Source organism: Yoonia sp. R2-816, from assembly GCF_046762905.1.
In the GTDB taxonomy this organism is placed as follows: Bacteria; Pseudomonadota; Alphaproteobacteria; order Rhodobacterales; family Rhodobacteraceae; genus Yoonia.
The window spans coordinates 155,200-175,456 of record NZ_JBKQXN010000329.1; the positions used below are offsets into that span (position 1 = coordinate 155,200).

The window sequence follows — 20,257 nt, forward strand, 5'->3', positions numbered from 1 at the left end:
CCATGTCGAAATTTGACTACTTTGTTATCTTCGCAGAGATGCGGACAGGGTCCAACTATCTGGAAGCAAATATCAACCATTTTGACGGGCTGACCTGTTATGGTGAGGCGTTCAACCCCAGCTTTATCGGTTACCCGCAAGTTGACAATATTCTGGGCATCACCCTGGAGCAGCGCGAAGGCGATCCCGGTGCCCTGATCAATGCCATCAAGGCCGCCGATGGTCTGGCAGGATTTCGGTTCTTTGGTGATCACGATCCACGCGCGCTTGAAATCAGTCTTGCTCACCCGCGATGCGCCAAAGTCGTCCTGACCCGAAACCCGATCGACAGTTTCGTCAGCTGGAAAATCGCCAAGGCGACGGGGCAATGGAAACTGACCAACGCGACCCATGCCAAATCAGAGCATGTGCATTTCGACGCTGATGAGTTCGAGACATTTCTGGCTCGGGTGCAGCAGTTTCAAACGCAGCTGTTAAATCACCTCCAGAAGACAGGCCAAACCGCGTTCTATCTGGCCTATGATGACCTGTCTGATGTGGAGGTGATGAATGGTCTAGCGTCATTTCTGGGTTGTCACGACCGTCTCACATCTCTCGACCGGAAACTGAAAAAGCAAAACCCCGAAGCGTCGATCGATAAGGTGGTGAACCCGGCAGATATGGAGGCTGCCTTGGCGCGGCTGGATCGTTTCAACCTGAACCGAACACCAAATTTCGAGCCGCGTCGCGGGCCGATGATCCCTGCCTATATGGCTGCACCGGATAGCGGACTTTTGTATCTGCCCTTGCGCGGCGGGCTGGATCACCGGGTGGGTGACTGGCTGGCAGCGGTCGACGGAAAATCGCGTTCGGCCCTGAAAACCAAGTTCACACAGAAGACATTGCGCCAATGGAAACGTGATCATGCCGGTCACCGCAGCTTTGCCGTTTTGCGGCACCCGGTCGTTCGGGCACATCATGCGTTTTGCACGCATGTGCTGTTTGACGGACCCCGCAACTTTCCAAAAATTCGCGAGACGCTACGCAGGGTTCATAAGCTGCCCATACCGCAAGAGCCGCTGTTGAAGCGAAACCTGAAAGGGTATGATATCAACGCGCACCACAATGCCTTTCTGGCCTTTCTGGGCTTCTTGAAACACAACTTATCCGCGCAAACAGCAGTTCGCATTGATCCCGCATGGGCCAGCCAGCTTTCGATACTACAGGGTATGGCGCAGTTCGGATTACCTGATGTGATCCTGCGCGAAGAGCGCCTTGTCAGTGATCTGGATTTTCTAGGATCGCAGATCGGCCTCAACAACCTTCCAGTGATGCCACCAGACGAAGATGTCGAGACAACATTGCTTGCGGAGGTTTATGATGCAGCCGTAGAAAAGGCTGCACAAGAAGCATATGCCCGGGATTGCCTGGCATTCGGGTTTGCTGCTTGGGCCTGACTCAGGCGGCCTGCGTTGCGTGAACTTCTGTCAGGATTGTATGCAGCGTTGCAGCATCGCTATTGGCACGCAACTTCGCACACACGGCCTGATCGCGCAGGGTACGTGATACAAGCGCCAGCGCCTTGAGATGTTCAACGCCAGCATTTTGCGGGGCGAGCAGTGCGAAAACCAGATCAACGGGCTGCCGATCAACGGCGTCAAAGCTCAAGGGTTTTTCAAGGCGCAGAAAAATACCTTTGACACTGTCGATATCGGAAAGCCGGGCATGGGGCAGTGCAACGCCATGTCCCACACCCGTCGGGCCCAACCCCTCACGCTCAATCAATGCATCAATGACTGAGGTCGGGTTTAGATCATAGCAGCTTTCGGCCAGCTCACCCAGATCGTGAAAGAGGCGCTTCTTGCTCGTGCACGAGGCGATTGTCTTAACCGCGCCGGCCCCAAGAATATCAACAAGTTGCATAAGTCACTTCTCTCACAGTCATCTATGGATCAACCCGTTGTCCGGGGATCGATCCAGCCAATATTTCCGTCGTCCCTTCTGTAGACGACATTGATTCCACTATGTTTTTCGTTCCGGAATACAAGCACCGGCGCGCTTGCGATTTCCATTTGCATCACAGCCTCACCAACAGAAAGCGATGGGATTTTCGTCTCCATCTCGGCCACGATCATGGCGTTCACGCTATCTTCGGCGGCCTCTTCCGACTCATCCCTTGATTCGAGGATATAAGAACCTGCGTCGGAAAGTTCAACGGGTTGCGAGCGTTCCCTGTGGTGGTCTTTCAGGCGGCGTTTATACCGGCGCAACTGCTTGTCCATCTTTTCGCCGCAGCTGTCGAACGCCGCATAAATCTCGGCCGCGCGGCCGGTCGCCTGCGCTGTCAAACCAGTGGAAAGATGAACGACCGCTTCACAGTTGAATTCGTGGCCCGACTTCGAAAACACGACGTATGCCTCGGTTGGACGCCCGGCATACTTGCTCAGGATTTCGTCCATTTCGGATTTGACATGTGTCTGCAATGCTTCGCCGATGTCGATTTGCTTACCACTGATTTGATACCGCATCGTTTCTCCTATGTGTTGTCTGACGACGTAGCGAATAGCCCGCAATTGCGGACGATACGTCATACTATTGGAAAACGATAACGTCCCGTGTCGCTGATGTTCCCTCGGTATGCAGGCATTTCTGCGGCACGATTGGGGAAAAGTTGAGCGGGCCAGTCATCCTCTTCATTTGGCGACAGAACGGGGCTGTTTGTCAATGATGCAGTCAGCATCATTCTGACAGGATTCAATTTACGCGGAAGTTGTCGCCCAGATATACACGTCTGACATTTTCGTTTTGCACGACTTCGTCGGTTGTCCCACTCATCAGGACTTTGCCATCATGCAGGATGTAGGCACGGTCAACAATTTGCAGCGTTTCCTGCACGTTGTGATCCGTAATCAGCACGCCGATGCCGCGGTTTTTGAGGTCGGCAACCAGGTGGCGGATTTCACCCACAGCGATGGGGTCGACCCCCGCAAAAGGTTCGTCCAACAGCACATACTTCGGACCCGCCGCCAGACAACGGGCAATCTCAACCCGCCGCCTTTCGCCGCCGGACAGGGCCATCGCGGATGCCCGGCGCAGGTGTTCAATCGAAAACTCTGACAACAGTTCTTCCAGCCGTTCACGGCGCTTGTGGCGATCATCCACCGCAATTTCGAGAATTGCCATGATGTTGTCTTCAACATTCATGCCGCGGAAAATCGACATTTCCTGTGGAAGATATCCGATCCCCAGCTTTGCCCGGCGGTACATGGGCAATGTCGTCACATCCCGGCCATCAATGATCACCTTGCCACCTTCTGGCGTGATCAATCCTGCAATCGCATAAAAGCAGGTCGTCTTACCCGATCCGTTCGGGCCAAGTAGGGCAACGACTTCGCCCCGACCAAGGTCGATACTTACATCGCGAATGACCGGGCGTTTGCGATAGCTTTTGCGCAGGTTGACGATGTTCAGGCCAACCTCGCCATCTTGCACAGTAAGAGTTGGCGCATCCGTCATCAGTTCTCGCCTTGCTGTAAAACCGTGCGCACACGGCCTTCCATCACGGCAGAACCATCTGTGACATTCACAACCATCTTTTCGGCCGAGATTGCGCTGGCCCCTTGGGTTAGCAGGACATCACCGGTCAGGGTCAAAGTGCCATTTGCCAGATTATAATCCGCGTCTTGCGCCTCTGCAGCATCTGTCGCGGTCACAAAGGTCACGCCGCCGGACGCGATCAGTCGCTCAATTTGTCCGCTCGCTTCGGCATAAATCACCTCAACACTGCTGGCTGAAAGCTTCAGCTCGCCCTGTCCCACAATAACATTGCCGGAAAAAACAGCCGTTCCGGTCTCCTGATCCACAGCAAGACTGTCCGCTGTCACCTCGACCGCGTCGGTACTATCTGTCGTGACACCGCCCAGATTGATATTGGTCTGGGCCTGCGCCGCGGCCATGCCGCAAACAAACACGATAGCGGCAAGTGCAAATTTCTTGAACACGGCGAGGGTTTCCTTTGATGACATCATCTCGTCAGTCTTGCGGTCTGTATATCAGCCGGACCCCTTCGGTGAAAAGCATCTGCTGACCAGTATCTTCCGCAGATACTTGAAAAGTAACCTGCCCGGCCGTTAATTCGCCAAATGGCGCCCGGATTTCCAACAGACCGTTTGAAGTGACAACACCTGTATCAAGCTTGGCGGTCAGACCGTTCGTCTCCATCTCGTACCCGGTGGATGTGACAAGGCGAGCAAGACCAAGAAAATGCGCGATCTCGGCGCGCCCATCAACCTCACCACTTGTAGCTGTCACATTGATATGGCTTCCATCAGGATTATCCATGCGCATAGCCATGCGGTCGATACTGACGGTGTCGGGCCGGGTCAGGTCAGGCTTGGCGCTATGTGCGGATATCGCGATGATTGCGCCGTCATCTGTCACGCCGGAAAAGCGCGGCGCGCTGATGCGCTGATCACGGGCGATCGCCTCGATCTCCGCAAATGGAATATCGGGTTGTTGGCCGGTTTGGCGAGAGAACAGAAATAATGTCGACAACAACCCAAGCGCAAAAAGCGGCAGAAGTATTTTGGACCAGCCCACCAATTGCGAGTGAAAATTGTCGCGGCTGCTCATCTGTCAGATCACCCCTGCACGCAAGCAATCATGAATGTGCAAGATACCCGCTACCTGCCGCTTTGTGTCCTTATCCAGTACGAAAAGGCAGGTAATCTGACGTTCGTTCATGATCGAAACGGCCTTTTCGGCCAGCGCACCGGGTTCGATCGTTGTGGGCTTTTCTGTCATGACTTCACTGGCATTGCGATCCAGCAAACCGGTCATATGACGCCGCAGGTCACCATCGGTGATAATGCCGACCAAGGCGCCATCATCACCCGTCACGCCCACAACCCCAAAGCCTTTTTGACTGATCGTGAGAAGCGTGTCGCCCATCGGTGTGTCGCGCCCGACAAGCGGCACGGTATCGCCCTTGTGCATCAGATCACCAACTTTGGAAAGCCGCGCGCCCAGTTTGCCGCCAGGGTGGAATTCGCGGAAATTTTCGGGCGTAAATGCCCGATGTTCCATTAGTGCGACCGCCAAAGCATCGCCCAGCGCCAGCGTCATGGTGGTTGATGTTGTGGGCACAACGCCGGTGTTGCACGCTTCGCCCAGTTGCGGCAGCTCCAGCAATATGTCGGATTGGGTGGCAAGGCTGCTTTCCTTGCGGCTGGAGATACCAATTAGCGGTATGTCAAAGCGCCGGGTATACGCGACCAGATTTGCCAGTTCGGGAACTTCACCGGAATTCGAGATGGCAACAACTACATCGGCGCTGGTGATCATACCCAGATCGCCATGGCTCGCTTCGGCCGGATGTACGAAATGGGCCGGTGTTCCGGTACTGGCAAATGTGGCTGCGATCTTGCGGGCGATGTGGCCGGATTTGCCCATACCAGAGACAATCACTCGACCCTTGGCATTGATCAGCAGATCAATAGCCGCGCCAAAGCCTTCGCCAAGTCCTTCGGCTAAGGTTGAAAGTGCCTGGGCTTCGGCTGTGATGACCCGCCGCCCGGCTGCCAGAAATGTCGCGTGATCGGCCATCAGTGCGAAAAGATGTCGATCTCTGGCCAACCAGCCAGATCGAGTTTCGCCCGCGTCGGCAGAAAATCAAAACAGGCCTGTGCCATCTCCGTGCGTCCTTCGCGGGTCAGAAGCGCATCAAAGGCGTCTTTCAATTGGTGCAGGTAAAGGACATCGGATGCGGCATAGTCCAGCTGCGCGTCGGTTAAAGTCTCGGCTCCCCAGTCACTTTGCTGCTGGTGTTTGGAGATATCCACACCAACCATGTCCTGCAAAAGCACCTTTAGCCCGTGCCGGTCTGTGAATGTACGCACCAGTTTGGAGGCGATTTTTGTGCAGTAGACGGGTGCTGTCAGAACGCCAAATGCATTCAGCAGGGCAGCGATATCAAACCTGCCAAAGTGAAACAGCTTCAAGACGTTCGGGTCTTCCAACATGGCGCACAGATTGGGCGCAGCGGTTTGACCAGGGCTGACCTGGACCAGATGACAGTTGCCGTCGCCACCGGACATCTGGATCAGGCAGAGTCTGTCGCGATGGGGGTTCAGACCCATCGTTTCGCAGTCGATGGCAACGATCGGCCCGAGCGTCAGCCCTTCCGGCAGATCGTTTTGATAAAGATGATTTGCCACGGAAGGCCCCTTTCTGGGATATTCTGTGTCGGGAATACGGTTTGCGGCTTCATTGCTCAACCCCGCATCGGCAGCGATCAGGCGGCACGGCCCGCCACTAACTGCTCATTTGCGTGTTTTCCTAGCCAGTTGGTAAACTCATTTGGCGGCATGGGCCTGCCAAATCCATATCCCTGACCGATTGCGCAGCCGCGCACATTCAGATGCTCGGCTTGCTCGGCTTCTTCAATTCCCTCGGCTACAACCGAAAGGCCCAATTCGGCCGCGAGCGCAAGAATGGCCCGCACCACGCTGTCAGCACCGGCATCAGGCAGCGGCGCAATCAGGGACCGGTCCAGCTTGATGCCCGCCAGCGGAAGCTGTGTCAGCTTGGACAAGGACGCATACCCGGTTCCGAAATCATCCAGCTCAAGCGAGATACCGCATTCGGCAAGCGTATCAATATTGATCGCTGCCATATCGTCCGCACTTTCGATGAGCGTCGTCTCCAGCACTTCGATAATGACCTGATCGGACTCGAGCGATGCCTCCTGAATTCGTTTCAGAAGCTTTTCGATCAGATGCGGGTCAGCAATTGTGTCAGGAGCGGCGTTCAATGAAATCTGGGGGCGCCATAAAGCATCGGCTTGCCACCGTTCCGCCTGACGGATCGCCGCCTGCCAGATGGCGTGATCCAGTTCAACAATCAGGCCCGCACGTTCTGCGGCGGGTAAAAACCGGTCAGGGGTCAGCAAGCCACGTGTCGGGTGCCGCCAGCGGGCCAGCACTTCTGCGCCATGCAAAGTGCCATCCGCCAGATTAACCTGCGGCTGAAACCAGGGTTCGATCTGACCATCCCTTATTGCATCGCGCAGCTCGATTTGTAGCTGTCGCATCAGCGCAGAATCTTCGCCCAGACGCGGACAATAGGCGACCGCCCGTCGACCACCCCCGGACTTGGCCGCGTGCAGTGCAATCGCGGCATTCCCCAAAATCTGATCCGGCTGGCGGTTTTCAAAACATGTCGTCAGATATCCGATACTTGTGGTGAGCGTGATGTTACGTCCGTTGATCCCGAATGGATCCTCGAAGGTCGTCAGAATACGCTTTGCGACATCATCGGGCGGTTCCGTGGTGGTGAGCAGAAATTCGTCACCGCCGACCCTAGCCACCAGGTCGTCATCGTCGACGCAACGCTGTAATCGACCCGCCACAGAGGTCAGCAACAGGTCGCCGCTTTCGTGTCCAATCGTGTCATTGATCGCCTTGAAACCATCGAGACCAATAAACAACACGCCGTATTTTCTGACTTTGCCCGTGTCCATCAGGCTGTTCATGAACTCTGACATATGTGCCCTGTTGGGCAGGCCCGTCAGTGCATCATGGCTGACCAGATGGTTCAACTGATCGTTCATGTCCCGCAGCTGTTTTTGAGAGCTGCAAAGAACGGCGGTCTTGTTTCGCAGTTCCTTGATGACTGATTTTACCATCAGTTGGGCGGGTAAAAAAATGAAAAGGGCAACAACAACCAATGCCACGCCAGAGATGATCAGGATCGTGTCGAGTATGTATTGCAGGCGCAGCGCTTCGGAGCGTGACTGGGCCGTGAACAGGCTGGCCGATGTTTGAAGGGCATCGAACATCCCCAGCGGGCCGTGCAATTCCTGCAGACGCGCGATGACGGTGGGACTTTCTTCTGCTGGACGAATAGCCATCTGGTTTGCCAGACCCGCAAATTCGGTGATCAGCGAGTTCAGTGGGGCGAGGCCACCATCGTGGTGATCTTGCAACCGGTTCGCCCAGATTTCACTCTGAAGGAGGGCCTGATACGTCGTCTCGAAGTCTTGGGTCAGCTGCGCCATTGCATCGCGCCCCGCGCCATCAAGGCCTGGCGCATTCTTGGCAAGCAGCAGAATCTGCTGGCTTCGCACCGCGAGGCGCCCGCTTGCGTCGATCGTTTCGGTGGCAGAGTCACTATGTCGCCCGATTGCATCGCTGACAAAATGAACGGCCGTCAGCAGGCAAAGCGTCAGCAGCAAGGCAAAGCCATATTGGAGCCATAGCCGTTCTGGATCGATATGGCGTGTCCCCCATCTAAATATGGCGCGCAGCCGGTGCATTGACGAATCCCACTTTCCTTCGCCACGGACCATGAAAGACAGAGATTAAGTTTAAGTTGCAGTGCATTTGACGGGAATGCCTTTGACATGATCCAGCCGCTTCGGGTGAGGGTGCACATATGCTACGGGCAAAACGGCCCATAAGCCCAAGCAGCAGGCACATTCTTCGCCACAGCCTAGATATGGGTGCTCAGCATATGAGTGCCGCAACTTCTGGGGATTGCTAAAATCCGGCTAAGGGACAAAGATATTTGTATTCCATTCAGCGGGGGCATCTTTCATGTGTCAGGTTTTTGCGGGTCAGGATCCGGAAGGTTACACCCCGGTGACGCGTCGTTTGCGGCTGAACGGTCAAAGCACGAGTATTCGGTTGGAACGTAATTTCTGGTGCATCGTCGATGGTATTGCCCAACACGAAGGCATGACGACGCCCGCGTTTATCTCCAAACTTCATGCCGAAGTGCTGGAACTACGGGGCGAAGCGCCCAATTTCACCTCGCTTCTGCGCTGCGCTTGTCTGATCCGGCAGGAACAGATCCTTGCAGCGGGCAAAACGATCGCGGCTGAATAATTCAGCGCATGTAGTACCAAGATACTACCCGCCGCCGGCCGTGGTCCGGCAGACTGTTTGAATAAGCAGTCAGCGATTGGAGGACCAGATGGCGAAGGCTATCCATTCAATGATCCGCGTTCTGGATGAAGAACGCTCCGTTCGGTTTTACGAAGATGCGTTCGGGCTAACAGCAGCCGAGCGGCTGGATTTTGACAGCTTCACGCTTGTTTACCTGAGCAATCACGAAAACAGCTTTGAGCTGGAACTGACCATCAATAAGGGCCGCACTGATCCTTACGATCTGGGCGATGGGTACGGGCATCTGGCGTTTTGCGTCGATGACTTGGAATCCGAGCACAAGCGCCTGGCGGATGCGGGGTATGAGCCGCGCAAGATCGTGGATTTTGCCCCCGGCGGCGAACCGCTGGCCCGATTTTTCTTCATTCAGGATCCGGACGGATACCAGATTGAGGTCCTGCAAAAGGCGGGCCGCTACCACTAACGGAATTGAACTTTGGGAGGAGATCAGATCCATGAAAGACCAAACATCACATATGACACGGCGCGACCTGCTATCGCGCAGCGCGGCCTTGGGAACCGCATTCGTCGTGGGCACCAGCTACGTAGCCAGCAGCACGGCGGCCTGGGCCATGGAAGTGGCGCACCTGCAACCAGCCACTATGGCCACGCTGATCCAGATGGCACGCGACATCTATCCGCATGACCATGTGGCTGATGAGTACTATGCCACGGCGGTCAAAGGCTACGACAGCGAAGACGCCAAAGATATAGTTGAGGCAGGCATCGCCGCCCTGAATGCGGCAGCAGTCGGCCAAGGCTTCCCCTCTTACGTCGATACAGGCTGGGAACGCGACCGCGTCGATATTCTGCGGGGCATGGAAAACAGCGCCTTTTTTCAGATGGTGCGCGGCGGGCTGGTGACCGGCCTCTATAACCAGAAAGCGGTCTGGCCGCTTTTTGGCTATGAGGGCGAAAGCTACAGCCAAGGCGGTTACATCGACCGCGGCTTTGACGACATCAACTGGATCTGAGGGAGGGCGGAACAATGGCTGCACCATTTGAACTAAGCGACGACAGCGTTGTCGTCATCATCGGAACCGGCGCGGGCGGCGGGGTTTTGGCAAACGAACTGGCTCAGAAAGGCGTGAGTGTTGTCGCGCTTGAGGCAGGCGGGCGGTATCTACCGCAAGATTACATCAATGATGAATGGGAAAGTTTCGGGCAACTGGCTTGGCTTGATGCGCGCACCACGTCAGGTGACTGGCGGGTCGCCAATGACTTTTCCGGCCTGCCAGCCTGGATCGTGAAAGCTGTAGGGGGGACCACGACCCACTGGGCCGGCGCATCCTTACGCTTTCAAGATCACGAGTGGAAGGCAAAGACAAATTACGGTAATGTGCAGGGCGCAAACCTGCTGGATTGGCCCATCGATCCGCGCGAGATGGACGATTACTACACCAAGGCCGAGGACAAGCTGGGTGTCACCCGCACTGGCGGGCGCGCAGGTCTGCCCGGTAGCAACAATTACAAGGTGTTCGAAGCGGGCGCAAAGGCGCTGGGCTATAAAGAGGTCCACACCGGGCGCATGGCGATCAATTCCGCCGAAAATGACGGGCGCATGGCCTGTCAGCAGACGGGTTTCTGCTTTCAGGGCTGCAAATGGGGCGCCAAGTGGTCATCGGCCTATACTGATATCCCCGCAGGCGAAGAGACCGGGAATCTGGAGGTGCGCGAGCGCGCCCATGTGCTGCGCATTGAACATGACGACAGTGGCAAGGTCACCGGTGTTGTGTACGCCGACGCGGATGGTAACGAACAGCGACAAAGCGCACGGATCGTCTGCGTCGCGGGCAACTCCATCGAAAGCCCACGCCTGCTGCTCAACTCTGCCTCCAACATGTTCCCTGATGGGCTTGCCAATTCCTCCGGCCAGGTTGGGCGGAACTATATGCGGCACATGACCGGATCGGTTTATGCGACCTTCGACAAGCCGGTGAAGATGTGGCGCGGCACCACCATGGCCGGGATCATCCAGGACGAGGCGCGGCACGATCCGTCGCGTGGTTTTGTCGGCGGGTATGAACTTGAAACGCTGGCGCTGGGCCTGCCGTTTATGGCGGCATTCCTCGATCCCGGCGGATGGGGGCGTGAATTCACAACGGCGCTCGACAGCTACGAAAACATGGCAGGCATGTGGATCGTGGGCGAGGACATGCCGCAAGAGACCAACCGTATCACCCTGAACTATGATGTAACGGACCAATATGGGTTGCCGGCACCAAATGTGCATTTTGATGATCACCCCAACGACATCGCCATGCGCAACCACGCCTACAAACAGGGCATGGCGGTTTACGAGGCCGTGGGCGCCACACGGGTCTTCCCGACGCCACCCTATCCATCGACCCATAACCTTGGGACGAATCGGATGTCCGAAAATCCGCGCGACGGGGTCGTCAACAAGTGGGGGCAGACGCATGACATAGCGAACCTGTTTGTCTCGGACGGTAGCCAGTTCACTACCGGGGCCGCTGAAAACCCGACCCTGACGATTGTGGCACTTGCGATCCGGCAGGCGGATCACATCGCCGCAGAGATGAACGCCGGAAACATCTGAGGCGGTAATTTGCAAAACAGCGACCGGCTTGGGGCAGCCCCCAAGCCGGTTTTCTTTTCCCTCGTTCCAATCGCTATTGCGGAGTTGTCAAACCTCACATTGGCTGATTAACTCCATTCGGTGAGTGGGGTGTGCTTTGGCGACGCTCAAACAGGGCGGCCAAAGGGACGGGATGATTTCCGATGACAGGCATTAAGTCTGATGTTTTTCTGAAATTCGATGATGTCAAAAAAAGTTATGACCAGAAAACGCTGGTGGTCAAAGGCTTCAATATTGATGTCCAGCAGGGTGAATTCATAACGCTACTGGGGCCATCGGGGTCAGGAAAAACAACTGTCCTGATGATGCTGGCCGGGTTCGAAAGCGTCACATCCGGCGTGATCGCCATCGAAGGCAAATCGATCAACAAAACCGCGCCCTACCTGCGTAACATCGGCATGGTGTTCCAGAACTACGCGCTGTTTCCACATATGACAGTGGCCCAGAATCTGGCCTATCCGCTGACCGTCAGAAACATGTCCAAGGCGGATATCAAGGCACGGGTGGCCGAATACCTGGCTCTGGTAGAGCTTGAGGATTTCGGCAGCCGATTCCCGGCGCAACTGTCGGGCGGACAACGTCAGCGGGTCGCGCTGGCCCGCGCGATGATCTTTGAACCGACCCTGATTTTGATGGATGAACCTTTGGGCGCTCTGGACAAGAACCTGCGAGAACAGATGCAGTATGAAATCACCCGCCTGCACAAGAAGTTGGGTTTCACAGTCATCTACGTGACACACGATCAGGCAGAGGCGCTGTCGATGTCCAGCCGAATCGCCGTCTTCAACGACGGCATCGTCCAGCAGTGCGCCGCCCCTGCCGAGTTATACGAGCGGCCCGCCAACGCCTTTGTTGCGGATTTCATTGGCGAGAATAACTTCATCAACGGACAGGTCGAACGGATCAATGAAGGTCTGGTCTATGTCACCACACCCGGTGGGGCAACGGTGATCGCGCAAACCTCTGACGGGCTGATCGCTGGTGCACCCTGCCGCGTCTCTGTCAGACCGGAAAAGCTGTTTATTCACCCAACAACCCATGCCCATGACAACGAAATCACCGCCCGGTTCATGTCGCGCATCTATGTGGGTGATTTCATTCGCTACTATTTTCGTCTGTCCGACGGCACGGATATCGTGATCAAGATGCTCAATGACCTGTCTGCACCTGAATTCAGCGACGGGCAGGATGGAAAGCTGCTTTGGTTAACTACGGACTGTATCGCATTTCCGGCCGCCACCTGACGGTGCGGTCGAACGGGGAAAACCGGGGCCCTGATAAACGCCCGGAACGAACAAGGAGAGAATGATGAAGCGACATCTGAAATTGATGGCTGGTGCAGCGGCACTTGCGCTTTGCGCGAGTTCGGTATCAGCCCAGGACCTGACGGTGACGTCCTTTGGCGGGGCTTATGGTGCTGCCCAGAAGGAACATATGATTGACCCGTTCGTGGCCGAGACCGGCACGAACATCCTGTTTGAGGATTACGGCGGCGGCGTGGCTGAAATGAAAGCCCAGGTCGAAGCCGGCAACATCCAGTGGGACGTCGTCGATATCGAGGTGATCGACCTCGAACGCGCCTGCGCGGAAGGTTATCTGGAAGTCATCGACCAGTCTGTCCTGCCAGCTGGCGATGATGGGGCGGCTGCCGCCGATGATTTCATCCCCGAGGCGCTGGCGAATGAATGCGGTGTGGGTAACATCGTCTGGTCCATCGTCTTTGCCTATAACAACGCCAATGGTGAAGGCCCGCAGACAATCGCGGACTTCTTCGACACCGAAAACTTCCCCGGCAAGCGTGGGTTGCGCAAGCGGCCCCAGGTGAACATGGAATGGGCATTGATTGCCGATGGTGTTCCGATGGAAGAAGTGTACGAGGTTCTTTCGACCGAAGAAGGTCAGGCGCGTGCTTTCGCCAAGCTGGACACTATCAAGGATGACATCGTCTGGTACGACAGCTGGAGCCAGGCACCCGTTCTGCTAAATGACGGTGGCGCACAGATGGTGCAGTCCGCCAACGGCCGGATCTTTGCGGCCATTCAGGATGAAGGCGCGCCCTTCACCATCGTCTGGGACAGCCATGTTTATGACCTCGATGTTTGGGCGATCATGAAAGGCACACCCAACATGGAAAAGGCAATGGAATTCATTTCCTTCGCCACGCGGACGGTGCCGCTGTCTGGCATGCAGGACGTGGCCTATGGCCCTACTCGCCGCTCGGCCCAAGCCTTGCTGCCGGAAGCCATCAAGCAGGATCTGCCAACCGCACATCTTGACGTAGGCCTGAAGGCCGACGGCATCTTCTGGGCGGATTACGGCGAAACGCTGGGCGAAAAGTTCAACGAATGGCTGCTGCAATAAGGCGCTGAAAACGACATCGCGCGGCGACCAGCCGCGCGATGCCCCTGACCAAAAGATATCCGAAGGCTATGACCGACACAGCAACACTTGCACAAAAGCCCTTAGCACCGGGCCTGAACCGCGATGACGCGCGCAGTGCCGCGCGCGAGGTCCGCAAGCGGCGACTGCAGGCGTTTCTGTTTGTGACCCCGCTGCTGATATTCATCCTGTTCTCATTCGTGGCCCCAATCACCACGATGCTGTACCGCAGTGTTTACAATCCGACGGTTGCAGATCTTTTGCCGGATACGCTCGTGGCATTGCAGGGATGGGAACAGAGTGACGAACGCCCCTCCGACGCGGTGCTGACCCAATTTGCCATTGATCTGAAGCGTCTAGCAAATGACCGCACATCCGGCAGGCTCGCGGATGAAATCAACCGGGCATTGCCGGGCATGTCCAGCGTCGTGAAATCCACCGCCCGCGCGGTGCGTCGCGTCGATGATGCCGAACTCGCCGCGAACGGTCCGGCCCTACTGATCGACGCCAATGACCGCTGGGCGGAGCCCGAGACATGGCGCGCAATCAAGGATGCGGGGCGCGCCTATTCGCTGGATTACTACCTGACCTCTCTTGACCTTGAACGTGGAAGTACGGGCGAAATTCAGGCACGCGACACACAGATCTACGTCAAACTTTATACCAAGACCCTGTGGATGGCCCTGATCATCACGGTGGCGACAGTGCTTTTGGGATATCCGCTGGCTTACTTCATGGCCAACACGTCTACCAGCCTTAGCAATGCGCTGATGGTATTTGTGCTGTTGCCCTTCTGGACCTCGCTTCTGGTGCGCACCACCGCATGGATCGCATTGTTGCAGACCAACGGGGTTGTCAATTCGACCTTGCAGGCCTTCGGGCTGCGGGATGATCCGCTGGAGCTGCTTTACACCCAGTTTTCGACCATCATCGCCATGACGCATATCCTGCTGCCCTTCATGGTGCTGCCGCTTTATTCGGTGATGCGGGGTATCGACAGCAGCTACATGCGGGCCGCCATGTCGATGGGCAGCAGGCCTTTGGCGGCATGGTTTCGTATCTACCTGCCGATGAGCTTGCCTGGCTTGTCCGCAGGGGCGTTGCTCGTGTTCATCATCTCGGTCGGCTACTACATCACCCCTGCCCTTGTAGGTGGCACGGACGGCCAGATGATTTCGAACATCATCGCCTTCCACATGCAGCAATCCAATAACTGGGAATTGGCGGCGGCGCTGGGCGCATTGCTTCTGATCCTGATCCTTGTTCTTTACTGGCTCTTCGACCGCTTTGTCGGCGCGGCCAATATCAAGTTGGGCTAGGGCATGGGTCGGTTTCCTGAATACTACAATCTGTGGCACATCGCCGGGCACTATGCCCTGCGCGGGTTTGCAGCGCTTGTGCTGATCTTCCTGATGCTACCGATCCTCGTGATCATCCCGTTGTCGTTCAACGCGGAACCCTTTTTCACCTTCACAGAAGGCATGCTGGCACTTGACCCCGACGCCTATTCGCTGCGCTGGTACAAGGAAATCTTCGATGATGAGAAATGGACGCTCGCCATCAAGAACAGCTTTATCGTGGGGTTTGCCGCGGCCATTCTGGCCACTTTGCTGGGAACTGTCGCTGCCGTGGGTCTGGCTTCACCCTGGATGCCTTACAAGCGGCTGATCACCGCGCTTCTGCTATCGCCGATGATCGTGCCTTTGATCATCATCGCCGCTGGCATGTTCTTTTTCTACACGCAGTTCAATCTCGTTGGTACTTACACCGGCCTGATCATTGCCCATGCGGCGCTGGGTGTGCCGTTTGTCATCATCACTGTCACAGCCACACTCAGCGGGTTTGACCGGTCGCTTTTCATTGCGGGGCTCAGCCTTGGGGCGTCCCCGGTCAAGGTTTTCTGGGATGTGGTCATCCCCCTGATCCGGCCCGGTGTGATTTCCGGCGGGCTGTTCGCCTTCGTGACATCGTTTGACGAGGTCGTGCTGGTCCTGTTCCTCGCGGGGCCGGAACAACGCACAATCCCGCGCCAAATGTTTTCTGGCCTGCGCGAACAGATCAACCCGACGATACTGGCGGTTGCCACCCTGCTTGTTGTCCTGTCGGCTGCGATGCTGTTCACGCTTGAAGCGCTGCGGCGACGGTCCGAACGGATGCGGGGGGAAGGGCTATAGCGCCTTCATCACGGCCATTACCGGCAGCTATTCCGGCCGCGTGATCGGTATGGTCGTGCTGGCGATGTTCCTGATCGTGGGCGGCGACGCGGCGGCCACCGTGCTGACCGGCGCCGGGTTTCCACAGACTTTCGTGGCTTGGACGCGCTTTGCCCTTGCGGCGGTTCTGCTGGCACCGTTCTGCGGGCTGCAACGGCAAGAACTGCCGCTCATCCTCGACTGGCGGCTGGCATTGCGTGCGGGGCTGATCGTGGGCGGGATCGTGTGCATCCTGACCGCGCTGAAAACCGAACCGATGGCCAATGTCTTTGGCGGGTTCTTCGTTGGGCCAATCGTGTCCTATTTCCTGTCCGCCATTCTGCTGCGGGAAAAGATCAGCGTGCCGCGTACATTGCTGTTGCTGGTCAGCTTTCTGGGGGTCCTTCTGGTCGTCCGGCCCGGTTTTGGAATGACGGTCGGCATGGGCTTTGCGATCCTGGCAGGCTGTTTTCACGGGACCTACCTTGTTGCCACGCGCTGGCTGGCCGGTGATTTTCGACCGCGCTTTTTGTTGCTGTCGCAACTGGTGATCGGGGCCATCATGCTGATGCCATTCGCATTTCAGTCGCTCCCTGATCTTTCCCTGCCATTTATTGGTTTGATCACGATCTCTGCGCTGGGGTCGGCAGCCGGAAATATGCTCTTGGTGCTTGTGAACCGGACGACTCCCGCCGGGGTCATCGCGCCACTGATTTATAGCCAACTGCTGGCCGCCATGATCATCGGGCTGGTCGTCTTCGGGCAATGGCCTGATCCGCTCAGCCTTGCCGGGCTGACCGTTATCATGATGGCTGGGGTATCATCCGTCTGGTTTGCCGGGCGCGGACGCTAGGCGAGGGTCACGCCCGCCTCCGCCATCCCCGCTTTTGCGGCAGCCAGCGAGCCGTCAAAATCAATGGCCCGGCACAGATCGGTTTGTACCGTCACCTTGAACCCCAACCGTGCGGCATCCACCGCCGAGTAATTCACGCAGAAATCTGTGGCGAGGCCAACAAGCGTCAAAGTGTCGATACCACGGGTGCGCAAATATCCCTCCAGCCCTGTCGGCGTCGTCTTGTCGTTCTCGAAAAAGGCCGAATAACTGTCGATCGCCGGATTGTACCCTTTGCGGATAATCAAATCTGCCCGGTCTACATGCAAATTCGGATGAAACTGCGCGCCTGTTGATCCCTGAATGCAATGATCGGGCCACAGGACCTGCGGGCCATAGGGCATTTCGGTCATGCTCATCGGTGCGGCACCGTGGGTAGACGCGAACGAAGAATGACCCGCCGGATGCCAGTCCTGCGTCAGGATCACGGCAGCGAAATCATTCATGGCGGCGTTGATACCGGGAACAATCTCATCGCCCCCTGCGACCGCCAGCGCGCCACCGGGGCAGAAATCATTTTGCACGTCGATGACGATCAGGGCGTGGGTCATGCGGAAGTCTCCTGTTTCGCCGGCAGGTTAGCAATGAACGCGGCAACCTGCGAGCGGGTTTGCAAATGGTGGACGATAAGGTGGGGATGGTCGGCGACTAGGCAGTTTAAGCGGTTGCGGTTTGTGTTGCGGGTTGTCCAGATCCACCACCAGAACTCCAGCGTCTGATGTCCGAATGTTTCGGGGCAGCCCTCGGCCATGTCCGGCCGCACCTTGCCTAGATCGCGTAACGTCCGCCAGAAAACCCGCGTGAAGCGGAGCGATACCGGTAAGTCCAACCAGATCAACACATCAGAACGGGCAGCTCGTGCATCGTAGGTCTTGGAATGACCGCCCTCGAACACCCAGCTGTCCCGCGCAATGATATCCAGAACCAGCGGTGTTTTTTCGGCCTTGTCCCGCTCCACCCAACCAGGCGTCCAGTGAATATGATCCATATGATACACAGGCAAACCCGTCCGTTCGCCCATGATCCGGGCAAGCGTGCTTTTGCCGGACCCCGGCCCACCACAGATCATGACGCGTTGCATGTCGGCTTCGTAGCCGCGCAACTGTTGGATGAAAAGCGCTAGCTTTCGATGCCAACGTCGTAGGCGCAGAATTGGGTATGTTGCAGGGTTGTGTTGCCGTTTTCGACGTAAAGGACGCCGTAATGCGGGGCCTCATGAGCGGGCACGAAACTGTCCCAATCCCATACCGGTCTTGGTGCCGGGGCCTGGAATGACAACGCGCCGAGCGTGGCAAATGGGGTACCCCGGACCGTCCCACAGGTGAGCCGGTGGACGTGGCCTATGAACAGATGTTGGACGTTGCCGTGGATAAGGTCGAGGAAGGTGTCGCCCTCTTGAAGTTTGATGGCGTCTTGTGGCGGCAGGTGCAGGTCCATCGGCGGGTGGTGCATGAAGATGTAGGTGGGTTTGTCAGAGCTGAGTTTGTCGGTCAGCCATGCCTGCCGGGCCGCGCAGAATTGACCAGCGTGAGAGCCGATCATGTGGGTGTCGAGGCAGAGGAACTGGGCCTCGCCTGTGTCGATGCTGTATTGAATGAAGTCATCCATGGTCCCGTCCGGCAGTGACAGATGCGCCCGGAACCCGGCGCGGTCGTCGTTATTGCCTACCAGCGGATAGACAGGGATTTTCGACTGGGCGAGATAGGTGGCAAGCAGCGTGTAGTCGCCTTCGATATCGTCGCCGACAAGATCGCCGGTCAGAACCATGAAATCCGCATTGGCGTGATGCGTATTCATGTGGTCGATGGCCGCTTTTAGCCGCGTGCGCGGGTTAAGGTCGCCGACCATCCCTTCGTTCTGGAAATGCGGGTCGGTCATCCAGATGATTTTCGTCATATGTGCCTCCTGCGTCCAAGCTGACCTGTTGGAGGTCCCGGATCAAGTCCGGGACGGGGTTGCATCTTGGCGCTGGCCTGCCTAGAACGCGCGCCTTTCACCATTCGGACAGGAGGCAATAATGGCGACATTGGGTATCGACTTTGGGACCTCCAACACCGCAGCGGGGGTGATGGTCGCGGGGCGCCCGCATTTGATTTCGGTAGAGCCCGGGCAAACGACGCTGCCGACTTCGGTATTTTTTGACTATGACCGGAAGATCACAACCTACGGATCGGTGGCCAATGCGGCATTGATCGACGGGCGCGAGGGCCGGTTTATGCGTGCGCTGAAATCTGTACTGGGTACGCCGCTGATGCGCGAAAAGCGGCAGATTGCGTACGAAAGGCTGACCTTGATCGAGGTGGTCGCGCGTTTCCTGCAGATGATACGCGAACGGGCAGAGGCCGAGACTGGAGAAACCTATAACCGGGCAATCTCTGGCCGGCCTGTGCGGTTCCATTCGTCCGATGATGCACGCAATGCCCAGGCCGAAGTTGATCTGCGCGAGGCCTATATGGTCGCCGGTTTCGATGCCGTCGATTTCATGTTCGAACCCGAGGCAGCAGCGCTGGCCAGCGGGCCACTGGGCGGTGGTCAGTTGGGTCTGATTGTCGATATCGGGGGTGGTACATCAGATTTCTCTGTCTTCCGGCGCGAAGGTGCGGCCACCCGGATCATTGCCAGCCATGGTGTGCGTGTGGGCGGCACGGATTTCGACCGTGCCATCAGCATTGCGCATGTGATGCCGCTGCTGGGACGCGGGGCAGAGGTCCGGAATACACTTGGCAACGGGCGCTATGTGGCGCCCAACGCGATCTTTAACGATCTGGCAACATGGCAGAAAATCCCATTTCTTTACACGGCTGAGAACCGGCGCATGGCCGCGGATTTCGCCAAATTGGGTGCCGAGCCTGAGCTGTTTCATCGGCTGAAAACCGTGCTGGAAATGGAACTGGGCCACGACATTGCCTTTGCTGTCGAGGCCGGGAAAATCCAGATCAACAAGCCGGACGTGACGGATGCCGGGATTGATCTGCGTGTCGTGGAGCCAGAGTTTTGGGCGCGTCTGACACAGGATGCATTGGATGCCGTGCTGGCCGAGCACGCAGCCGCTATAAGCGCCTGCGCAGCAGAGACGCTGACCATGGCGGGGGTAGATCCCAGGCGGATCAGCAAAATCGTCTTCGTCGGCGGCTCCAGCCTGATGCAGGTGGTGGAAGGGGCAATGGTTGCGATGTTTCCACAGGCGGAGCTGGAGCGGACAGAGGCATTTACGGCGGTGGCTGACGGGCTGGCGATTGCGGCATCCCGCGACTTGCCCCTTTGAGTGCGG

General features: G+C 57.0%; 22 protein-coding genes. 11 read left to right on the plus strand and 11 right to left on the minus strand.

Annotation, left to right across the window (positions count from 1 at the left end; all coding sequences use genetic code 11):
- The first annotated feature begins 2 nt into the window (after window positions 1–2).
- Window positions 3–1,436, plus strand: coding sequence for a nodulation protein NodH (locus ACFWW2_RS24530; protein WP_393932883.1), 1,434 nt, complete (start codon window positions 3–5; stop codon window positions 1,434–1,436).
- Window position 1,437: 1 nt separating this feature from the next.
- On the opposite strand, the gene ACFWW2_RS24535 is transcribed toward ACFWW2_RS24530, so the two are convergent.
- The 8 genes from ACFWW2_RS24535 to ACFWW2_RS24570 all read right to left on the minus strand — a co-directional run bounded on the left by ACFWW2_RS24535 (window position 1,438) and on the right by ACFWW2_RS24570 (window position 8,293).
- Window positions 1,438–1,902, minus strand: a complete 465-nt coding sequence (locus ACFWW2_RS24535; RefSeq protein ID WP_393932885.1) for a PTS sugar transporter subunit IIA — start codon at window positions 1,900–1,902, stop codon at window positions 1,438–1,440.
- 29 nt (window positions 1,903–1,931) lie between these two features.
- A complete protein-coding gene (hpf, locus tag ACFWW2_RS24540; RefSeq protein ID WP_393932887.1) occupies window positions 1,932–2,507 on the minus strand; it encodes a ribosome hibernation-promoting factor, HPF/YfiA family in 576 nt (191 codons plus the stop codon).
- A 226-nt stretch (window positions 2,508–2,733) separates the two neighbouring features.
- Complete coding sequence (lptB, locus tag ACFWW2_RS24545) at window positions 2,734–3,495, minus strand: LPS export ABC transporter ATP-binding protein (protein WP_393932889.1); 762 nt, start codon at window positions 3,493–3,495, stop codon at window positions 2,734–2,736.
- Window positions 3,495–3,980 (minus strand): lipopolysaccharide transport periplasmic protein LptA, encoded by a 486-nt coding sequence (gene lptA, locus ACFWW2_RS24550; RefSeq protein ID WP_393932891.1) that lies wholly within the window; start codon window positions 3,978–3,980, stop codon window positions 3,495–3,497. The genes lptB and lptA overlap by 1 nt, the downstream gene beginning before the upstream one ends.
- A gap of 31 nt (window positions 3,981–4,011) precedes the next feature.
- Window positions 4,012–4,611, minus strand: coding sequence for a hypothetical protein (locus ACFWW2_RS24555; protein WP_393932893.1), 600 nt, complete (start codon window positions 4,609–4,611; stop codon window positions 4,012–4,014).
- A gap of 3 nt (window positions 4,612–4,614) precedes the next feature.
- Complete coding sequence (locus tag ACFWW2_RS24560) at window positions 4,615–5,583, minus strand: SIS domain-containing protein (RefSeq protein WP_393932895.1); 969 nt, start codon at window positions 5,581–5,583, stop codon at window positions 4,615–4,617.
- Window positions 5,583–6,194 carry a ribonuclease D gene (locus ACFWW2_RS24565; RefSeq protein WP_393932897.1) on the minus strand — a complete coding sequence of 204 codons (612 nt, stop codon included), beginning with the start codon at window positions 6,192–6,194 and terminating at the stop codon, window positions 5,583–5,585. The genes ACFWW2_RS24560 and ACFWW2_RS24565 overlap by 1 nt, the downstream gene beginning before the upstream one ends.
- 77 nt (window positions 6,195–6,271) lie before the next feature.
- Window positions 6,272–8,293, minus strand: a complete 2,022-nt coding sequence (locus ACFWW2_RS24570) for a putative bifunctional diguanylate cyclase/phosphodiesterase (protein WP_393932899.1) — start codon at window positions 8,291–8,293, stop codon at window positions 6,272–6,274.
- Between the two features lie 280 nt (window positions 8,294–8,573).
- Between ACFWW2_RS24570 and ACFWW2_RS24575 the strand changes: the two genes are divergently transcribed.
- From ACFWW2_RS24575 to ACFWW2_RS24615, 9 genes are all read left to right on the plus strand, one after another.
- On the plus strand, window positions 8,574–8,864 hold the full coding sequence (locus ACFWW2_RS24575; RefSeq protein ID WP_393932901.1) for a ribbon-helix-helix domain-containing protein: 291 nt from the start codon (window positions 8,574–8,576) through the stop codon (window positions 8,862–8,864).
- A gap of 88 nt (window positions 8,865–8,952) precedes the next feature.
- Window positions 8,953–9,348, plus strand: coding sequence for a VOC family protein (locus ACFWW2_RS24580; protein WP_393932903.1), 396 nt, complete (start codon window positions 8,953–8,955; stop codon window positions 9,346–9,348).
- A 31-nt stretch (window positions 9,349–9,379) separates the two neighbouring features.
- Window positions 9,380–9,898 (plus strand): Twin-arginine translocation pathway signal, encoded by a 519-nt coding sequence (locus ACFWW2_RS24585; RefSeq protein WP_393932905.1) that lies wholly within the window; start codon window positions 9,380–9,382, stop codon window positions 9,896–9,898.
- A 14-nt stretch (window positions 9,899–9,912) separates the two neighbouring features.
- On the plus strand, window positions 9,913–11,484 hold the full coding sequence (locus ACFWW2_RS24590) for a GMC family oxidoreductase (RefSeq protein ID WP_393932907.1): 1,572 nt from the start codon (window positions 9,913–9,915) through the stop codon (window positions 11,482–11,484).
- Window positions 11,485–11,666: 182 nt separating this feature from the next.
- Window positions 11,667–12,767, plus strand: coding sequence for an ABC transporter ATP-binding protein (locus ACFWW2_RS24595; protein ID WP_393932909.1), 1,101 nt, complete (start codon window positions 11,667–11,669; stop codon window positions 12,765–12,767).
- 64 nt (window positions 12,768–12,831) lie between these two features.
- Window positions 12,832–13,884 (plus strand): ABC transporter substrate-binding protein, encoded by a 1,053-nt coding sequence (locus tag ACFWW2_RS24600; RefSeq protein ID WP_393932911.1) that lies wholly within the window; start codon window positions 12,832–12,834, stop codon window positions 13,882–13,884.
- A 68-nt stretch (window positions 13,885–13,952) separates the two neighbouring features.
- Entirely contained in the window at window positions 13,953–15,221 is a 1,269-nt protein-coding gene (locus tag ACFWW2_RS24605; RefSeq protein ID WP_393932913.1) for an ABC transporter permease, read from the plus strand.
- A 3-nt stretch (window positions 15,222–15,224) separates the two neighbouring features.
- On the plus strand, window positions 15,225–16,076 hold the full coding sequence (locus ACFWW2_RS24610) for an ABC transporter permease (protein ID WP_393932915.1): 852 nt from the start codon (window positions 15,225–15,227) through the stop codon (window positions 16,074–16,076).
- 49 nt (window positions 16,077–16,125) lie between these two features.
- On the plus strand, window positions 16,126–16,947 hold the full coding sequence (locus ACFWW2_RS24615) for a DMT family transporter (RefSeq protein WP_393933156.1): 822 nt from the start codon (window positions 16,126–16,128) through the stop codon (window positions 16,945–16,947).
- On the opposite strand, the gene pncA is transcribed toward ACFWW2_RS24615, so the two are convergent.
- The 3 genes from pncA to ACFWW2_RS24630 form a co-directional block, all read right to left on the minus strand.
- Window positions 16,944–17,537 carry a bifunctional nicotinamidase/pyrazinamidase gene (gene pncA, locus ACFWW2_RS24620; RefSeq protein WP_393932917.1) on the minus strand — a complete coding sequence of 198 codons (594 nt, stop codon included), beginning with the start codon at window positions 17,535–17,537 and terminating at the stop codon, window positions 16,944–16,946. The two genes, ACFWW2_RS24615 and pncA, sit on opposite strands and share 4 nt — an antisense overlap.
- Entirely contained in the window at window positions 17,534–18,007 is a 474-nt protein-coding gene (locus ACFWW2_RS24625) for an AAA family ATPase (protein ID WP_393932919.1), read from the minus strand. The genes pncA and ACFWW2_RS24625 overlap by 4 nt, the downstream gene beginning before the upstream one ends.
- A gap of 98 nt (window positions 18,008–18,105) precedes the next feature.
- Window positions 18,106–18,882 (minus strand): metallophosphoesterase, encoded by a 777-nt coding sequence (locus ACFWW2_RS24630; RefSeq protein WP_393932921.1) that lies wholly within the window; start codon window positions 18,880–18,882, stop codon window positions 18,106–18,108.
- 121 nt (window positions 18,883–19,003) lie between these two features.
- On the opposite strand from ACFWW2_RS24630, the gene ACFWW2_RS24635 reads away from it, so the two are divergent.
- Window positions 19,004–20,251, plus strand: coding sequence for an Hsp70 family protein (locus ACFWW2_RS24635; RefSeq protein ID WP_393932923.1), 1,248 nt, complete (start codon window positions 19,004–19,006; stop codon window positions 20,249–20,251).
- Window positions 20,252–20,257 lie beyond the last annotated feature (6 nt).